Origin of the sequence: Paraburkholderia sp. RL17-368-BIF-A (assembly GCF_046054045.1) — a bacterium.
Taxonomy (GTDB): domain Bacteria; phylum Pseudomonadota; class Gammaproteobacteria; order Burkholderiales; family Burkholderiaceae; genus Paraburkholderia; species Paraburkholderia graminis.
Map to the genome: position 1 here is coordinate 20,498 of NZ_JARESN010000022.1, position 16,473 is coordinate 36,970.

Here is a 16,473-nt window from a genome sequence, read left to right on the forward strand (position 1 = left end):
GATATCACAGTGTTGCCGCCAGGACAACATCGGGGCCATTGAGCGATTGGCGTACTAGCCCATTCACCGGACCTCATCTGCAGAAGCGGTTGATTGGGCATAGAGTGCCAGCGAGACCTGGTCTCGAACGAGGTTTGCGCCTCCGCGTGTGGTCTGCTGGTGAAGCGAGTAGAGAAGATTAGAGAAGAGTTGATGCGGCGAGAAGCGAGAAACAACATCCAACTGTGAGACATGCCATGACAAAGATATCGGTTCCCATTATTTGCCTCGAATGCAACCCGGACGGAAGCTCCGTAGGGAATTCCGTTCTTTCTTCTGTTTTGCTGGATCTTCGACCCGACGGCGACGGAAGGTATAGATCCGAGTGCTCGCGCGGTCATCAGCAGATCGTGGCATTGCGGCAGCAGAAGTTCGAGATTCTTTTTGAACTCGCCGCTTACGCGATACGCGATGGACACTATCGACAATCGGTATCGTCCTGCACCGCGAGTCTCGAAGCCTTTCACGAATTCTTTCTGCGCGCGATGGCGTACGAGAACGGAATAAAGAAAGAGCGTTTCGATGCCGCGTGGAAGCTGCTGGGCATTAGCCCGCAGAATCGCCAGGAAGCCTACTTGCTGAACTACCGGAACTTCTGCGCGCGGCGTCCCGTTCTACTCAGCCACCAACAGAACGACTGGAAAGACTCGGTCATGCAGAAAGGAAAAATGCCGACGCGCGAAGAATGCGTGAAGTTTGGCCAGGCCGTATTGCATGTATTGCAGACGGCGGTGGGAGACACGAGGGTTGCCTTTCCCAATGGCGTAAAGCAGGCAATGCAGGAACACGCGACTGCGGCTGAACAACATGCGTCCAGATCCGAAGTGCCGTGGAGCATTCGCACCATCGTGAATCTTGCCAAGGAGGATGGCGAACATCCCCATGCGACGCTCGAAGCCGAGCTCGCCAGAACGAATTGACGACATTGAAGCCGTCGATTGTTGTCGCCGAGACAACACGGTGATCTCCTTTGCGTGCCTACTGCCATTCGAGCACCAAGTCTACGATTTGTCGTGACGGCGGGCGGCAGATGAGTCGGCCGCCGCGATCATTAGCGATCGTCGCGCAGCGCAGCAGGGCTCGGTTTGTCGTGAGTTCCGGTGCACATCGTCAACTTGGCAATTTAAAAACTTAGGGCAAGAATCATGTCGCAGAAGATCTTGATTGTGGGTGCCGGCTTCGCCGGAGTGTGGGGCGCGCTTGGCGCGGCTCGCGTGCGCGACCGTGCCGGCGCAACGGCTGGCGACATCGACATTACGCTTATCTCGCCGAAACCCGAGTTGGAGATCCGGCCACGGATGTACGAAAGCGAGCCGCATCTGATGTCCGCGCCGCTTTTGCCTCTGCTTGACGCCGTCGGTGTGAACTACGTCGAGGGCAGTGTCGATGAAATCGCTGTCCGCGAGAAGACCGTGCGTGTGATAGCCGCGAGCGGCGCAACCCGCACGCTCGGTTACGACCGGTTGCTGCTCACGAGCGGCAGCAAGCTGAGCCGGCCGTCGATTCCAGGGCTCGCCGAGTATGCATTCTCGGTCGATTGCATGGAGGACGCATCGGCACTTGAAGGCCATCTGAAGGAACTCGCGAAGCTGCCCGATTCAAGCGCTCGAAATACCGTTGCCGTGGTGGGATGCGGCTTTACCGGCATCGAGATCGCAACCGAATTGCCTAAACGAATGCGCGCGCTATTCGGCCCGGATGCGGCGATCAAAGTGATCGTCGTCGGTTCGCAGGCCGACATCGGTCCCGATCTCGGACCTAACCCGCGGCCTTTCGTCGCCGAGGCATTCGCTTCGCTGGGCATCGAAGCGGTATTGGGTTCGAGTGTCGTATCGGTCGACGCGAGTGGCGTCCGAACCGCCTCAGGTAAACATATCGAAGCGCACACGGTTGTATGGGCGGGCGGCATGCGAGCGAGCACGCTTGCAGCGCAGGTTTCGTCGCGACTCGACCCGCTTGGCCGTGTCGAAGTCGCACCTGATCTTCGTGTGGAAGAGGCGCCCGGCGTGTTCGTCGCCGGCGATGTGGCGCGAGTGCGTAGCGACGATCAAGGGCACTACGCGTTGATGTCCTGTCAGCACGCAATGGTGATGGGCAAATTCGGCGGCCACAATGTCGCGGCCGATCTGATCGGCGAATCGACGCTTGCGTATACCCAGCCGTTTTATGCAACTTGTCTCGATCTGGGCGAGTGGGGCGCGGTCTATTCAGAAGGCTGGGACCGCCAGATCAAGCTGACGCATGCAGAAGGAAAAGCACGCAAGCAGATGATCAATACGCAGTGGATCTACCCACCGGCGCCGAATCGCGCCGATGCGTTCGCGGCAGGCGACCCGCTCGCGTCATTTGGCTAATGCGTTAGTACGTTAGTGCGTTCGGGCATCGCGGTTAGTCGTTCACCATGGCTCCGGGCGGGGGCGGCATGAGTACTCGTCAGGCGCGTTTTTCCCGTCGGAGCGTCCGTGAGCGATTCGCTGGTGTTCGGTTATGCCGTCGTTCTGATCGACGTGGCACTGTGGCGTTTCAAAGTGCCGAAGCAAGACGTTTCGCGTCTATTGCTTCGGCTAGCGATCTTTGCCGTGTTCACGGCGAGCATTTTCACCGCGGGCCTCAGCCCCTTCCGACAGGCTACGCATCTTGAAGCGTCGCTGCTTCACGAAGCGGCGCAGGCCCTGAAAATATTCTGGTGGCTGACCGGTGCCCGCCTGTTCACGCTTGCTCTCGACGCACTTCTGCTGCCGCAGACCTGGCGCAAACAGAGACTGTTTCAGGACGTATTCGGCGCCGTGGTGTTTCTTGCCGCGGCAGTAGCCGCGACGGGATTCGTTCTGGAAATACCCGTTCGCGGCCTGATTGCGACGTCGGGCACATTGGCCGTTATTCTTGGTTTGGCTATTCAAAGTACTTTGCACGATGTCTTTGCGGGCATCGTACTGAATTCCACGGAACCGTACCGCGTGGGTGACTGGATCTCGATTGACGGCGCCGAAGGCAAGGTGATCGAGATGAACTGGAGAGCAACGCATCTTCTCAATTCGCACGGCAATGTAACCATCGTTCCCAATGCCGCGGCGGCAAAGGCAAATATCACCAATACGAACCGGCCGCACGCTTTGCATGGCGTGACGGTGTCTCTGGAAATTTCGCCGGACGAGCGGCCTGCAACGGTGATTGCAGCGCTTGAATGCGCACTGGCTGCGGCGCGTTCCATTCTGCCGACACCGGCTCCCTTCGTGCAGGCGAGAAAATCGACGATACATTCCATTCAGTACGAAGCAACGGCTTTCGTGGATGACACCGCGAAAAAGACGCCATTGACGAACGAACTGTACGACCTCTGCTATCGACACCTCACCGCCGCGGGAGTCGCTTTGCGGCCACCAGGCGTGCCATCTGTCACGGCCATTGTGGCAAACGCCGAGGAGCGCCTGCTTAGACGCATCGAACTGTTCGCCGCCATCAGCGACGACGAGTTGAAGATGCTTTCCAGTTGCATGGTGCGGCATGAATACGACGCGGGGCAGGTGATCTTCACGCCGGAAGTGGTGCCCGACAGTCTCGCAATCGTCGACTCGGGCGTGCTCAGTGTTTCAACGGAGCAATCTACCGGGGCCGTCGAAGTGGTGCGTCTCGGACCTGGCGATACGATGGGCGAGACCGGACTACTCGCGGGTTTGCCGGTTCAGGTGAAGATCGTGACGCTTACCCGGAGTGTCATTTACAGATTGAGTAAGGATGCTGTGACGCCTCTATTGAGGGATAGTCAGGAAGTGACTCATCGAATGTGCCGGCTGCTTTCCCAACGGCAAGACATGTTGCACAAGATGGCGATGAAGAACGCCGCTCATGCAGACGATGAGCACGCCAGCTTCCATTGGCTTCTGGATAAGATTCATCGGCTGCATGCGTTGAAGTTCTGATTGTTAAGCGTCGTTAAAGGAAACGGCTATTTTTAGTTGGGTGTACGTAGAAAGATAAACGGAGTTTTGCAGCGCTTAACTGGGCCGATAAACGCGTCGTCGTTACTCTGAATACTCGACCGGTAAGCAAGCCAATTCCCTTATCTCCCGGTCGAATAATTCCTGGACTTGAGCCATGACTAAAGACTTGGGACACGTTTCCCCCGACGCAAAACGCCGCAACCTGCTGATTGGCGGAATCGCCGCAACGTTGACGACAACGGTGGCATCGGCCGCCGGCAAACAGTCAGGACCCGGCACGACGGTCGCGCACATGTCGTCCGCAAACCATACCGGTGACGTTATCCGCACCCGGGACGGAGTGAGCCTGTACTTCAAGGATTGGGGCGCGAAAGACGCTCCCGTCGTTACGCTGAGTCATGGCTGGCCGCTCAACTCGGATAGCTGGGAAAACCAGGCCTTCTTTCTGGCGTCGCACGGGTTTCGAGTCATCACACATGATCGCCGCGGTCACGGCCGCTCGAGCCAACCGTGGGACGGCAACGACATGGACCACTACGCGGACGATCTCGCGACAGTCATCGACACCCTCGGCCTGCGCGAGATAGCCGTTATCGGGTTCTCGACCGGCGGGGGCGAGGTCGCGCGTTATGTGGGCCGGCACGGTACGTCACGCGTATCGAAGATCGGATTGATTTCAGCCGTGCCGCCGTTGATGGTCAAAACGCCCGGCAATCCGACAGGTGTACCTATTGAATCGTTCGATAGCGTTCGGGCTGCGATGATCGCCAACCGCTCGCAATTGTTCAAGGACATTCCCGCCGGTCCGTTCTACGGCTTTAACCGGCCGGGCGCCAAGGTGTCGCAAGGTCTGATCGACGCGTGGTGGCGTCAGGGAATGAGCGGTGGTTTCAAGAACGTCTACGAATCGGTCAAAGCCTATTCCGAAACTGATTTCACGGCGGATCTGCTGAAGTTCGACCGACCGACGCTGATCATTCACGGCGACGACGACCAGGTCGTTCCTATGGATGTTGGGGCCCGTTCGAGCAAGAAACTCGTGCCTCACGCGATCCTGAAGATTTATCCCGGCGCGCCGCATGGATTGACTGATACCCACAAGGACCAGCTCAATCAGGACCTGTTGTCTTTCCTGCGAAGCTAGTTTGCGGAAAGCGTGATTCAAAGCAACCAAGGAGTGAGCCGTGACAAAAGACGATATCCGCAAACACGCTTTTTCGATGCCGCTGCACAATCCGGCATACCCGCGTCCGCCGTTCCGGTTCGTCGACCGGGAGTACTTCATTATTTCCTACGAGACGGATATCGAGGCGCTAAGAGCCGTCGTTCCCGAGCCGTTGAAGGTCGACAACGCGATCGTTCATTACGAGTTCATCCGCATGCCGGATTCGTCGGGGTTTGGCGACTATACGGAGAGCGGTCAGGTCATCTCGGTTCTGGACGAGCAGGGCAGAAAGGCGAACTACACGCACTCGATGTATCTGGACGACGAAGGTCCGATCGCCGGCGGCCGGGAAATCTGGGGATTTCCCAAGAAGCTCGCTTCGCCGCGGCTTTCGATTGATGGAAAAGACACCTTGCTCGGAACGCTCGACTACGGCACGCAGCGAATTGCCACCGGCACGATGGGCTATAAGTATCGTCCGCTCGACGCCGTTGCCGAGCAACACAAGCTCGCCGACACACCTAACTATCTGCTCAAGGTAATACCGCACGTCGACGGTTCGGTTCGAATATGCGAACTCGTCCGCTTCTTTTTGCGCGACGTTCAGGTAACCGGCGCCTGGGAAGGGCCGGCTGCGCTCGAGCTTCATCCCCACGCGCTGGCTTCGGTCGCGGACCTGCCCGTTCGCAAGGTAATCGGCGCGCGTCACGTCGTCGCCAATCTCACACTCGATGTGGGCGAGGTGGCGCACGACTACCTTGCCTCCGTCGATCCGATGAAACTCGTAGTGAACCAATAACTCTCCCGGAGGATATATGGCATTGAAAGACAAAGTGGCGCTCGTCACGGGCGCGGCGAGCGGAATTGGCGAGCAATGCGCACGCAAGCTGGCCGAGGACGGAGCGACGGTCGTCGTAGCGGATCTGAATCTCCCGAGCGCAACGAAAGTGGCCGAAGACATCGTCCGCAGCGGTGGCCGCGCGGTTGCTCTCTCCATGGACGTGACGAACGAAGAGGCGGTCAATGCGGGCATTGCCGATACGGTAAGCCGATTCGGCGGCATCGACGTATTGGTGTCGAACGCCGGTATTCAGATCGTCAACCGGATCGAGGACTACTCGTTCTCCGACTGGAAAAAGATGATGGCTATTCATCTCGATGGCGCATTCCTCACGACGAAGGCAGCGGTGAAGCATATGTACGCATCGGGTAAAGGCGGCGCAGTGATCTACATGGGTTCCGTGCATTCGCACGAGGCATCGCAACTGAAGTCGGCTTATGTGACGGCCAAGCATGGGCTGCTTGGGCTTGCACGTGTTGTCGCGAAGGAAGGCGGGCCGCACGCTGTGCGCGCGAACGTGGTGTGCCCTGGTTTCGTCAGAACGCCGCTGGTCGACAAGCAGATTCCGGAGCAGGCGAAAGTGCTGGGAATTTCAGACGCGGAGGTCGTGAAAAACGTGATGCTGAAGGACACGGTAGATGGCGAGTTTACGTCGCTGGCCGATGTCGCCAATACGGTCGCGTTTCTCGCCGGCTTCGAATCGAATGCGCTGACCGGCCAGTCCGTCGTGGTGAGCCACGGCTGGTTCATGCAGTAAGGGGATAACCGTGAGATCGAGTCAGCGCAAAGAGTTGCAGCAGCCGTCTCCTTTCAGGCTGCCCCGGTACGATGAAATCGGACTTGTGCTCCAGGGTGGCGGAGCCCTGGGTTCGTATCAGGCCGGCGTATACGAAGGGATTGCCGAAGTGGGTATTGAGCCGACCCGGATCTCCGGCATATCGATCGGCGCGTTGAACACCGCGGTGATTGCGGGGAACGCGCCGGAAGACCGGGTGGAGGCGCTACGCGGATTCTGGAACACGATAAGTCAACCCGCGGATCTTTTCTCGCATGTCCGTTCCCTGCTGCCCGTCTATCCGGGCTGTGAAGACATGGCGCGCAAGTGGTCGAGCGCGTGGGCGGCAACGCGCACGCTGGTCGAGGGACAGCAGGGATTTTTCTCGCCGCGTATGCGCACGCTTGCGGCCGATCTCGTGAAGAGGCGTCCCGACGAAGTCAGCTATTACGACACCACTGCGTTGCGTGAAACGCTGATGAAGTACGCCGACTTCGACCGGATCAACGATGGAGGCATCCGCGTTTCGGTCGGCGCTGTCAACGTACGGAATGGCAATCTCGTGTACTTCGACAACTCGACGATGCGACTGAAGCCGGAGCACTTCATCGCGTCCGGCTCGCTGCCGCCAGGGTTTCCCGCCGTCGAGATCGATGGAGAGTTTTACTGGGACGGAGGGCTCGTCTCCAATACGCCGCTGACGGAAATTATCAGGGAGAGTCAGCACAGAGACACGCTCGTTCTGCAGGTCGATCTGTGGAGTTCGCGCGGCAAGCTGCCGGGTGATTTTCTCGACGTCAACGAGCGTGTCAAGGACATCCAGTATTCAAGCCGTACGCGGGCCGTCACCGCCTTCATGGCGCAGAACCAGAAGCACGCTCAATTGATCAAGGCACTGCTCGAACATATCCCCGATTCCGCGCGTCGCGATCATGCGGTCATTCAGGAAGCGCAGAAGACGGCGGATGGCAGCGCGGTGAATGTGGTGCATCTGATCTACAAGAACAAGTCGTTCGAAGGCCACTATAAGGACTACGAGTTCAGCAAGGACACAATGAAGGAGCACTGGGCGAGTGGATTAGACGACATTCGCAATTCCTTCTGTCATCCCGAGTGGTTCGATATTCCCAGCCGTGAAGTCGGCTTTATCAGTCACGACGTGCATCGATACAGGCCGGGTGTGAAATCGTGACGCGGCCAATCCACTGCGGCTCGCTCGACGCGAGCCTGATCGCGCTTCTCGAGTTGCGCGCATCGCAAATCAACGGCTGTTTGCTGTGCGTTCAGCACGGCCTGCGCCTCGCGCTCCAGGCAGCCGTCGCCACATCGAAGATCGAGCATATCGGAAGCTGGCGGCGCGCCGATGTTTTCTGTCATGCGGAGAAGGCCGCGTTGGCCTGGACTGAACATCTTTCGGGTGTCAGCGAACAATCGGCGTCCGATGAAATCTGGTCGCGCATGCGGAAGTACTTCAACGAGACGCAAATCTCAGAGCTGTTCAGGTACTGGAGCAGCAGCGCATTGTGGTCGACCGGCGAGGTCATCCGTTGTTGCACCGCCGGTATCGCGGTCAATTCCGCTGTTCCCTGGCACGTCCAATAGCACCCGGCCGTTCCCGGGTCAGGAGGCAACGTGTTTTCCCATGAACTCATCGCGCAATACGGCGCGCTCGTCGTATTCCTGAGTGTGCTTGGCGCGTCACTCGGTCTGCCTGTGCCCGCTATGCCAACGTTGATTACCGTCGGCGCCAGCATCACGATTGCAACCGGTGCCCAGCAATCGGCAGTGTCGCATTTCGCGTCGACGTTAGGGGCTGCCGCGTTGGGCGGAGTGCTTGGCGATCTCGTCTGGTATGAAGGCGGAAGACGATTCGGCGAACGCACGCTTCGAACGGTTTGTCTCTTATCGTCGTCGCGTGATAGTTGTGTGAGAAAAACCGAGCGGTTCTTTGGGCGCTGGGGCGTGCGAGTTCTGATCGTCGCCCGTTTCGTCCCCGGCCTGTCGCTCGTTGCAGTGCCGTTGTGCGGGGCAATGGCGGTGAGGTTGCGGTACTTCATCGCCTGCGATTGCGCCGGAGTGGCCTTGTGGGCTTCCATCGCGCTCACTATTGGCGGAGCTTTCGCCGCGCAGATCGACCTGTTATTCGCGGTGATTTCGCATCTCGGCTGGCGGGCGCTGGGTATCGTCGCAAGTGCACTCGCGCTGTATTGCTGCTATCGCTATTGCCGGCATCTCATGCTGTCCAAAGCGCTCGAAACGTCGCGGATCGATGCAGTGGAGTTGCACGGTTTGCTAACCGACGAACCGCGGCCGGTTATCTTCGACATTCGTTCTCCCGAGAGGCGGACGCTCGATCCGTTCGTCATTCCGGGCGCCGTATTCGCCGACGAACGCAAATGCGGCGAGATAGTACGGGCGTACGACACGAACCGGACGTTCGTCATTTACTGCTCGTGCCCGGGAGAAGTGTCCGCTGCATGGATGGCCGGCCGTTTGCGGCGTGCCGGAATCAGACTTGCATTGCCGCTGACCGGAGGCATCGACGCATGGCGCGACGCGGGTTTCAACGTTGCCCCTGTACCAGCAGCCGGCGGCGAGCGCCGTGCGCAGTAAAGATTGGCGGAGGTGTCGGATTTCATGACGGTATACTGATCGGCGCGAATGATCGCGCGGGCGTATGTGCGCGGTTTGGTCATGCGTTTCTGCCACGGAAACGCAATAGATCCCATGTACTGTGCACAAGGACCGCTCCATGGACGACACCAGCGTTTTTGACAAGCTACGCCCGCGTTTGCAGGGCATTGCATATCGGATGCTGAGTTCGGTCGCAGAAGCGGAAGACGTGGTGCAGGACGTTTGGTTGCGCTGGCATTCGACCACACGGGAGACCATCGAGAACGCGGAAGCGTGGCTTGTCGCCGTGACGACGCGGATCTCCATCGACCGTCTGCGCGCCGCGAAAATCCAGCGCGAGCATTACACCGGCATCTGGCTTCCTGAGCCGCACGTTACCGACTATCCCGCAACGCCGGAGCAGGCGAAGGAGCGCGCTGACGATGTGTCCGTCGCCTTTCTGATGCTGCTCGAACGGCTGAGTCCTGAAGCGCGCGCGGCCTTCCTGCTGCGCGAAGTATTCGATGCCGACTACGATGAAATAGCAAAAGCCATCGGCAAGAGCGAAGCGGCGTGCCGGCAACTGGTGAGCCGCGCGAAGGCGCAGTTGCGCGACGATCGTCCGCGCTACGTCGTGTCGCGGGAGACGCATCATCGGTTGCTGCAGACTTTTGCGCACGCTTTGCAGCGCGGCGACTTTGCGGCGATCAATTCAATGCTTGCCGAAGATGCCGTGCTCATGGGCGATGGCGGCGGCCGGGTGCAGAGCTTTCCAAAACCGATGGTGGGCGGCCGGCGCATCGCGCAGCTTTTTTATGCGGCTGCGCTTCGCTACAAAAGCGGACTGCGCGTCGAACTCATCGTCCTCAACAGCCAGGCGGCACTGTTGCGCTTTTTCGACGGCGCACTCGAATCGGCGCAAACGTACGAGACGGATGGGGAGCGCATTGTGCGCATTCAGGTGCAGCGAAATCCCGACAAGCTGGCGCGCATCGCGGCCAGATTCGACGGCCGATGATCCGCGACCCCGCCAGGTCTGGACAACGTCCATACGATTAATTGCAATAGCAGCGAAATCGATGCCGCAACATTGCTGAACGGGAAGGGCGCGCCCGCCATCGCGCGGCTGAAATTGCGGGCGGACTGGCAGATTGTCTATCCCAGCGGATTCGTGAGCCGGGTTTGTCACAGATGACCGGGTTAAAACGTCTTGTCGAGTACGAAACCTTTAAATCGTGCCCGCCCATGTCCGACGATCATTCCGCCCGCCCCTTGACCGACAATTCGCTCGCGAGCAGCTTTGCCACGAGTTACGCCGGTGTCGTTTCGTTTCTCGCCGTGGCCAATGAAGGCAGCTTTGCCAAGGCGGGTGACCGCCTCGGCATTGGCCGCTCCGCCGTCAGCCGAAACGTGCAAAAGCTCGAAGCGCAGCTCGATGCGCGGCTTTTTCTGCGCACCACGCGCAGCACGTCGCTGACCCGCGAAGGCGAATTGTTTTATCAGAACTGCCATCCGGGCGTCGAACGCATCGTGCAGGCGCTCGAGGACATGCGCGAATTGCGTAACGGACCGCCGCGCGGCCATCTGCGTATCTGCTCGACACCCGGATTCGGCCGCAAGATCGTCGCGCCGCTGCTGCGCGGTTTTCGCTCGCGGTATCCAGACATAGCGCTCGAACTGTTGCTGAACGATCGTCCTGCCGACTTCATCGCGGATCGCGTCGATGTCGGGTTTCGCGACGGGCGTATGGAGGACAGCGAAGTCGTGGCAAAGCAGCTGATACCGATGCAGATGATCGTCTGCGCGTCGCCCCAGTACGCGAAAAAACATGGGGTGCCGCGTCATGTCGACGATCTCGCCCAGCATCGGTGCATCAACTTCCGCAGTGCGTCGGGGCGCGTAAGCGATTGGGAGTTCAAGGTCGACGGACTCATACAAAAGCAGTTGCCGCGAGCGCAGCACACGTTCAACGACATGGACCTCATCGTGCAGGCCGTGCTCGACGGCGAGGGCATCGCTCAATTGCCGGCCTATCAGGTCTGCGATCTGTTGCGGAAAGAGCGCCTGGTTTCCTGCCTCGCCCAATATGCGCCGGACGACCGCGGTCACTATGTCTGTTATCTCAGCCGCAAGCATTTGCCCGCCAGAATCCGCGTGTTCATCGACTACATGGCGGAACAAACGCGCGCGCTCGACCTGCAATGCCTGAGCACCATGATGGCGGTGCCGGCGCTCTGATTGGTGCTTTGGAGGCAACACGGTGCGTCGCCGCGCAAGCCTTCCCGACGGGCGGCCGCGCACCTACGATGCACTCATACGCTGACGGCGCATCCACGCCGGTCCGGCGCACTACCTACAGAGTCGCGAACTCACGCGCATGGTTCGACTGGTTGCGAGCCTCGGCGTGAGCCAACGGCTGTCGGACATACATGATGAGCCCTTTGCATCCGCCGCCCCTCACGCTGCTCGATAAGTACTTCGGGCCAGACTTTCAGTCACTGTATTCGACGACCGTGACCGCCACGGGCGGCGAGGCGAGTCATGGCCGGGCATCCGGCGTAGTCCAGTCGGACGACGGCCAACTCCACCTCGACTTGCGCCTGCCTGCAGCGCTCGGCGGTCCGGGCGGCGGGACGAATCCCGAGCAGTTGTTTGCCGCCGCCTACGCCGCGTGCTTTCACGGCGCGTTGAACCTGCTCGCCGCCAAGGCGGAGATAGCGATCGTCGACGCGAAGGTGGAAGTGACGGTCGATTTCGGGCGAGACCCCGTCGATGGCCTGTTCAGGCTGATTGCGCAGGTCCGCATTCATTTGCCGGGCGTTGAGCCGGCCATTGCGGAAGCACTCGTGCGCGACACCGAACGTTTCTGTCCGTACGCGAAGATGGCGCGCGAGGGGATCGTGAGCGTCGTCGCACTCGCGCGGCCGGACAGCGCGCCAAAGCGGTAAGCCGGCAGCGTCAGCCCGCAGCCATGAGACTCTAAAGCCAGAGGCGAAGCATTGTGCAGGCGATCGCCGCTGCAAGTCGCAGGAGAACCGGAGATGTGTGGACCCGACCCCTGGTCGCAAATTATCGGACGGCTGAGCGCGCATTGGCATGAGACTGCATCGGCGGTTTGCGAGGCGTCGGGGCGCCGCAACCGACGCAGCCGCCCGATGGCTGCGCATGCGGTGTTCAACGGCCGCCTGCCTACGATTCGAAGCATCGAATGGCAAACCGACACGACGGTGCTCGTTTCATGGAGCGACGCTACGCGCGGGAGCTATCTCGATCAGACCTGGCGCGCCGGCTATGCGCGCGTCAGAGGTGTTTGCGCGCTGAGCGGCATGTCCGTCAAGCGGGGCGATGTGGTGTTCCGGCCGTTCCACCGCGGCACCGCACCGCCGTCGAATGCGCTTGAGATGATCCTGGCTTCGGTGCTGACGGGGTATGCGGAGAGGCTGCTTGTGCTGGAGTGATGTGTGGCGCGATCGGCGCTGCATCGTTCGATCCCGGCACCAACGGCGGCATTAAACCTTGCCGGGTGCCGCCGATACAGGTATCGACACTACCACCCAACTCCCTGTTTTTTATCGCTTTTTTGCATGGTTGCGCGGCCCACGGCGTGACTTCGCGTGGCATAATCGACCGACACAGTCAGCCCGCAGTCATTACTACCCCCGCATACCATGGCACAGACTCTCTACGACAAATTGTGGAACACGCACGTGATCCACACGGAAGAAGACGGCACGACGATTCTCTACATCGACCGTCACCTGCTGCACGAAGTCACCAGCCCACAAGCGTTCGAAGGCCTGAAGCTGGCCGAGCGTCCGGTGTGGCGCATCAGCGCGAATCTGGCCGTGTCGGATCACAACGTGCCGACTACGGACCGCAGCCACGGCATCGCCGATCCGGTTTCGAAGCTGCAGGTCGACACGCTCGATTCGAACTGCGACGCGTACGGCATCACGCAGTTCAAGATGAACGACCTGCGCCAGGGCATCGTCCATATCATCGGGCCGGAGCAGGGCGCCACGCTGCCGGGCATGACGATCGTATGCGGCGACTCGCACACGTCCACGCACGGCGCGTTCGGCGCGCTCGCGCACGGCATCGGCACGTCGGAAGTGGAACACGTGCTCGCCACGCAAACGCTCTTGCAGAAGAAAAGCAAGAACATGCTGGTCAAGGTCGAAGGACCGCTGCCGCGCGGCTGCACGGCGAAAGACATCGTGCTCGCGATCATCGGCAAGATCGGCACGGCGGGCGGCACGGGCTACGCCATCGAATTCGGCGGCTCGACCATTCGCGCGCTCTCCATGGAAGGCCGCATGACGGTCTGCAACATGGCGATCGAAGCCGGCGCGCGCGCCGGCATGGTCGCTGTGGACGACACCACGATCGAATACCTGAAAGGCCGTCCGTTCTCGCCCGAAGGCGCGGAGTGGGACATCGCAGTCGATTACTGGAAGCAGTTCAAGTCCGACGAAGGCGCGCAGTTCGACCGCGTGGTCGAACTGAACGCGGCCGATATCGTGCCGCAAGTCACGTGGGGCACGTCGCCGGAAATGGTCACCGCCGTGGACGGCCGCGTGCCCGATCCCGAGCGCGAGAAGGACCCGGGCAAGCGCGAGGCGATGGAGCGCGCGCTCAAATACATGGCGCTCGAACCGAATGCGCCGATCGAGTCCATCAAGCCGGATAAAATCTTCATTGGGTCGTGTACCAACGCGCGCATTGAAGACATTCGCGCCGCGGCTTACGTCGTGAAGAAACTGGGCCGCCGCGTCGCGCCGAACATTCGCCTCGCGATGGTCGTGCCGGGCTCGGGTCTGGTGAAAGCGCAGGCCGAACGTGAAGGCCTCGACAAGGTGTTCACCGACGCCGGTTTCGAATGGCGCGAGCCGGGCTGCTCGATGTGCCTCGCGATGAACGCCGACCGGCTCGATCCGGGCGAGCGTTGCGCGTCCACGTCGAATCGTAATTTCGAAGGTCGTCAGGGCGCCGGTGGCCGTACCCATCTCGTGAGCCCCGCCATGGCCGCAGCCGCGGCTATCGAAGGGCATTTTGTCGATATTCGCAAGCTGGGATAAATCGCATGATGAAGAACATGAATCGCACTACTCTACTGCGCCGCTTCGCGCTCGGTACTCTGGCTGGGTTGCTGCTCGGCCTGGCCGGCTGCAACACGGTGCACGGATTTGGGCAGGACATGTCGCACCTCGGCAATTCGATCAGCAATCACGCTGAGAAATAACCGGTTTTTGATTTTTTGCCGGCGACGCAGCGAGCGGCTTTCGTGCCGCCACGCGCATCGCCGGTCCTGAAACAGGCGCAAGCGTCATGGATAAATTCATCGTACACACCGGCGTCGTGGCGCCGCTCGATCGCGAGAACGTCGACACGGACGCGATTATTCCCAAGCAATTCCTCAAGTCGATCAAGCGCACGGGCTTCGGTCCGAACGCGTTCGACGAGTGGCGTTATCTCGACCATGGCGAGCCGGGTCAGGACAATTCGAAGCGTCCGCTGAATCCCGACTTCGTGCTGAACCAGCCGCGTTATCAAGGCGCGTCGGTGCTGCTCGCGCGCAAGAACTTCGGCTGCGGCAGCTCGCGCGAACACGCGCCGTGGGCGCTTCAGCAATACGGCTTCCGCGCGATCATCGCGCCGAGTTTCGCCGACATTTTCTATAACAACTGCTTCAAGAACGGCCTGTTGCCGATCGTGCTGACCGAGCAGCAAGTCGATCACCTGTTCAACGAGACGTATGCGTTCAACGGCTTTCAGTTGACCATCGACCTCGACAAGCAGGTCGTGCGCACGGCGGACGGCGGCACCGAGTATCCGTTCGAAGTGGCGGCATTCCGCAAATACTGTTTGCTGAACGGTTTCGACGACATTGGCCTCACGCTGCGTCACGCCGACAAGATCCGCCAGTTCGAAGCCGAACGCATCGCGAAGCAGCCGTGGCTCGCTCACCGCATCGTCGGATAAGACTCGAAGTCTCGAAGAAATCACCAAGGAATTCGCATGAAGATCGCAGTGTTGCCGGGCGACGGCATCGGCCCCGAAATCGTCAAGGAGGCCGTCAAGGTTCTCAACGTGCTCGGCGAAAAGTTCGAACTGGAAGAAGCGCCGGTTGGCGGCGCGGGCTACGAGGCGAAGGGTCATCCGCTGCCCGATTCGACACTCGCGCTCGCGAAGGAAGCCGACGCGATCCTGTTCGGCGCCGTCGGCGACTGGAAATACGACAAGCTCGAGCGCGCGCTGCGCCCGGAGCAGGCCATTCTCGGCCTGCGCAAGCATCTGCAACTGTTCGCGAACTTCCGCCCGGCCATCTGCTATCCGCAGTTGACCGGCGCTTCGTCGCTGAAAGAAGAGATCGTTTCGGGTCTCGATATCCTCATCGTGCGCGAACTGAACGGCGACATTTACTTCGGCGCGCCGCGCGGCGTGCGTGAAGCGCCGGACGGTCTTTTTGCGGGCGCGAAGGAAGGCTTCGACACCATGCGTTATTCGGAGCCCGAAGTGCGCCGCATCGCGCACGTCGCGTTTCAGGCAGCGCAAAAACGCGGCAAGAAGCTGACGTCGGTGGATAAAGCGAATGTGCTCGAAACGTCGCAGTTCTGGAAAGACGTGATGATCGACGTCTCGAAGGAATACGCGGACGTCGAGTTGTCGCACATGTATGTCGACAATGCCGCGATGCAGCTCGTGAAGGCGCCGAAGTCGTTCGACGTGATCGTGACCGGCAACATGTTCGGCGACATTCTCTCCGACGAAGCCGCGATGCTCACGGGTTCGATCGGGATGCTGCCGTCGGCCTCGCTCGACAAGAACAACAAGGGCTTGTACGAGCCGTCGCACGGTTCCGCGCCGGACATCGCCGGCAAGGGCGTGGCGAATCCGCTCGCGACTATTCTGTCGGCTGCCATGATGCTGCGTTATTCGCTGAACAAGGCGGAGCAGGCGGACCGCATCGAGAACGCGGTGAAGAAGGTGCTCGAGCAGGGCTACCGCACTGGCGACATTCTCACGCCCGGTTGCAAGCAGGTCGGCACGGTGGCGATGGGCGACGCAGTGGTCGCAGCACTGTAAAAGAGGCTCGTGC

General features: G+C 60.2%; 17 protein-coding genes. All 17 read left to right on the forward strand.

Annotation, left to right across the window (positions count from 1 at the left end; all coding sequences use genetic code 11):
* The first annotated feature begins 236 nt into the window (after positions 1 to 236).
* The 17 genes from P0D87_RS27765 (at position 237) to leuB (ending at position 16,460) form a co-directional block, all read left to right on the forward strand.
* Positions 237 to 959, forward strand: a complete 723-nt coding sequence (locus tag P0D87_RS27765) for a hypothetical protein (protein WP_006047580.1) — start codon at positions 237 to 239, stop codon at positions 957 to 959.
* A gap of 225 nt (positions 960 to 1,184) precedes the next feature.
* A complete protein-coding gene (locus P0D87_RS27770) occupies positions 1,185 to 2,393 on the forward strand; it encodes an NAD(P)/FAD-dependent oxidoreductase (protein WP_053859704.1) in 1,209 nt (402 codons plus the stop codon).
* A gap of 108 nt (positions 2,394 to 2,501) precedes the next feature.
* Positions 2,502 to 3,959: a mechanosensitive ion channel domain-containing protein gene (locus tag P0D87_RS27775; RefSeq protein ID WP_006047582.1), complete on the forward strand. Its 1,458-nt coding sequence runs from the start codon at positions 2,502 to 2,504 to the stop codon at positions 3,957 to 3,959.
* 175 nt (positions 3,960 to 4,134) lie between these two features.
* Entirely contained in the window at positions 4,135 to 5,124 is a 990-nt protein-coding gene (locus P0D87_RS27780) for an alpha/beta fold hydrolase (protein ID WP_053859703.1), read from the forward strand.
* 40 nt (positions 5,125 to 5,164) lie between these two features.
* Positions 5,165 to 5,944 carry an acetoacetate decarboxylase gene (locus P0D87_RS27785; RefSeq protein WP_082367129.1) on the forward strand — a complete coding sequence of 260 codons (780 nt, stop codon included), beginning with the start codon at positions 5,165 to 5,167 and terminating at the stop codon, positions 5,942 to 5,944.
* 16 nt (positions 5,945 to 5,960) lie between these two features.
* On the forward strand, positions 5,961 to 6,743 hold the full coding sequence (locus P0D87_RS27790) for a 3-hydroxybutyrate dehydrogenase (RefSeq protein ID WP_053859702.1): 783 nt from the start codon (positions 5,961 to 5,963) through the stop codon (positions 6,741 to 6,743).
* Positions 6,744 to 6,753: 10 nt separating this feature from the next.
* On the forward strand, positions 6,754 to 7,953 hold the full coding sequence (locus P0D87_RS27795) for a DUF3734 domain-containing protein (protein ID WP_053859701.1): 1,200 nt from the start codon (positions 6,754 to 6,756) through the stop codon (positions 7,951 to 7,953).
* A complete protein-coding gene (locus P0D87_RS27800) occupies positions 7,950 to 8,363 on the forward strand; it encodes a carboxymuconolactone decarboxylase family protein (RefSeq protein ID WP_053859700.1) in 414 nt (137 codons plus the stop codon). The genes P0D87_RS27795 and P0D87_RS27800 overlap by 4 nt, the downstream gene beginning before the upstream one ends.
* 30 nt (positions 8,364 to 8,393) lie before the next feature.
* A complete protein-coding gene (locus tag P0D87_RS27805; RefSeq protein ID WP_053859699.1) occupies positions 8,394 to 9,374 on the forward strand; it encodes a DedA family protein/thiosulfate sulfurtransferase GlpE in 981 nt (326 codons plus the stop codon).
* A 139-nt stretch (positions 9,375 to 9,513) separates the two neighbouring features.
* Positions 9,514 to 10,392, forward strand: a complete 879-nt coding sequence (locus P0D87_RS27810) for an RNA polymerase sigma-70 factor (protein WP_053859698.1) — start codon at positions 9,514 to 9,516, stop codon at positions 10,390 to 10,392.
* 227 nt (positions 10,393 to 10,619) lie between these two features.
* Positions 10,620 to 11,612 (forward strand): LysR family transcriptional regulator, encoded by a 993-nt coding sequence (locus P0D87_RS27815; protein ID WP_029971854.1) that lies wholly within the window; start codon positions 10,620 to 10,622, stop codon positions 11,610 to 11,612.
* A 194-nt stretch (positions 11,613 to 11,806) separates the two neighbouring features.
* Complete coding sequence (locus P0D87_RS27820) at positions 11,807 to 12,322, forward strand: Ohr family peroxiredoxin (RefSeq protein ID WP_035570807.1); 516 nt, start codon at positions 11,807 to 11,809, stop codon at positions 12,320 to 12,322.
* 207 nt (positions 12,323 to 12,529) lie between these two features.
* The gene (locus P0D87_RS27825; RefSeq protein ID WP_321175874.1) at positions 12,530 to 12,832 is read left to right on the forward strand and encodes a DUF3331 domain-containing protein; all 303 of its coding nucleotides are present in this window, start codon (positions 12,530 to 12,532) and stop codon (positions 12,830 to 12,832) included.
* A 210-nt stretch (positions 12,833 to 13,042) separates the two neighbouring features.
* Complete coding sequence (gene leuC / locus P0D87_RS27830; RefSeq protein WP_053859696.1) at positions 13,043 to 14,452, forward strand: 3-isopropylmalate dehydratase large subunit; 1,410 nt, start codon at positions 13,043 to 13,045, stop codon at positions 14,450 to 14,452.
* 5 nt (positions 14,453 to 14,457) lie between these two features.
* Positions 14,458 to 14,616: an entericidin A/B family lipoprotein gene (locus tag P0D87_RS27835; RefSeq protein ID WP_006047595.1), complete on the forward strand. Its 159-nt coding sequence runs from the start codon at positions 14,458 to 14,460 to the stop codon at positions 14,614 to 14,616.
* Positions 14,617 to 14,702: 86 nt separating this feature from the next.
* Positions 14,703 to 15,356 (forward strand): 3-isopropylmalate dehydratase small subunit, encoded by a 654-nt coding sequence (gene leuD / locus P0D87_RS27840; protein WP_006047596.1) that lies wholly within the window; start codon positions 14,703 to 14,705, stop codon positions 15,354 to 15,356.
* A 36-nt stretch (positions 15,357 to 15,392) separates the two neighbouring features.
* Positions 15,393 to 16,460 carry a 3-isopropylmalate dehydrogenase gene (leuB, locus tag P0D87_RS27845; protein WP_029971412.1) on the forward strand — a complete coding sequence of 356 codons (1,068 nt, stop codon included), beginning with the start codon at positions 15,393 to 15,395 and terminating at the stop codon, positions 16,458 to 16,460.
* The last annotated feature ends 13 nt before the right edge of the window (positions 16,461 to 16,473 follow it).

Bases quoted from the DNA above. Each gene is read 5' to 3' on its own strand.
- P0D87_RS27765 (WP_006047580.1), top strand. From the start codon at position 237: ATGACAAAGATATCGGTTCCCATTATTTGCCTCGAATGCAACCCGGAC.
- P0D87_RS27770 (WP_053859704.1), top strand. From the start codon at position 1,185: ATGTCGCAGAAGATCTTGATTGTGGGTGCCGGCTTCGCCGGAGTGTGG.
- P0D87_RS27780 (WP_053859703.1), top strand. From the start codon at position 4,135: ATGACTAAAGACTTGGGACACGTTTCCCCCGACGCAAAACGCCGCAAC.
- P0D87_RS27790 (WP_053859702.1), top strand. From the start codon at position 5,961: ATGGCATTGAAAGACAAAGTGGCGCTCGTCACGGGCGCGGCGAGCGGA.
- P0D87_RS27810 (WP_053859698.1), top strand. From the start codon at position 9,514: ATGGACGACACCAGCGTTTTTGACAAGCTACGCCCGCGTTTGCAGGGC.
- P0D87_RS27815 (WP_029971854.1), top strand. From the start codon at position 10,620: ATGTCCGACGATCATTCCGCCCGCCCCTTGACCGACAATTCGCTCGCG.
- P0D87_RS27820 (WP_035570807.1), top strand. From the start codon at position 11,807: ATGAGCCCTTTGCATCCGCCGCCCCTCACGCTGCTCGATAAGTACTTC.
- P0D87_RS27825 (WP_321175874.1), top strand. From the start codon at position 12,530: ATGGCTGCGCATGCGGTGTTCAACGGCCGCCTGCCTACGATTCGAAGC.
- leuC (WP_053859696.1), top strand. From the start codon at position 13,043: ATGGCACAGACTCTCTACGACAAATTGTGGAACACGCACGTGATCCAC.
- P0D87_RS27835 (WP_006047595.1), top strand. From the start codon at position 14,458: ATGATGAAGAACATGAATCGCACTACTCTACTGCGCCGCTTCGCGCTC.
- leuD (WP_006047596.1), top strand. From the start codon at position 14,703: ATGGATAAATTCATCGTACACACCGGCGTCGTGGCGCCGCTCGATCGC.
- leuB (WP_029971412.1), top strand. From the start codon at position 15,393: ATGAAGATCGCAGTGTTGCCGGGCGACGGCATCGGCCCCGAAATCGTC.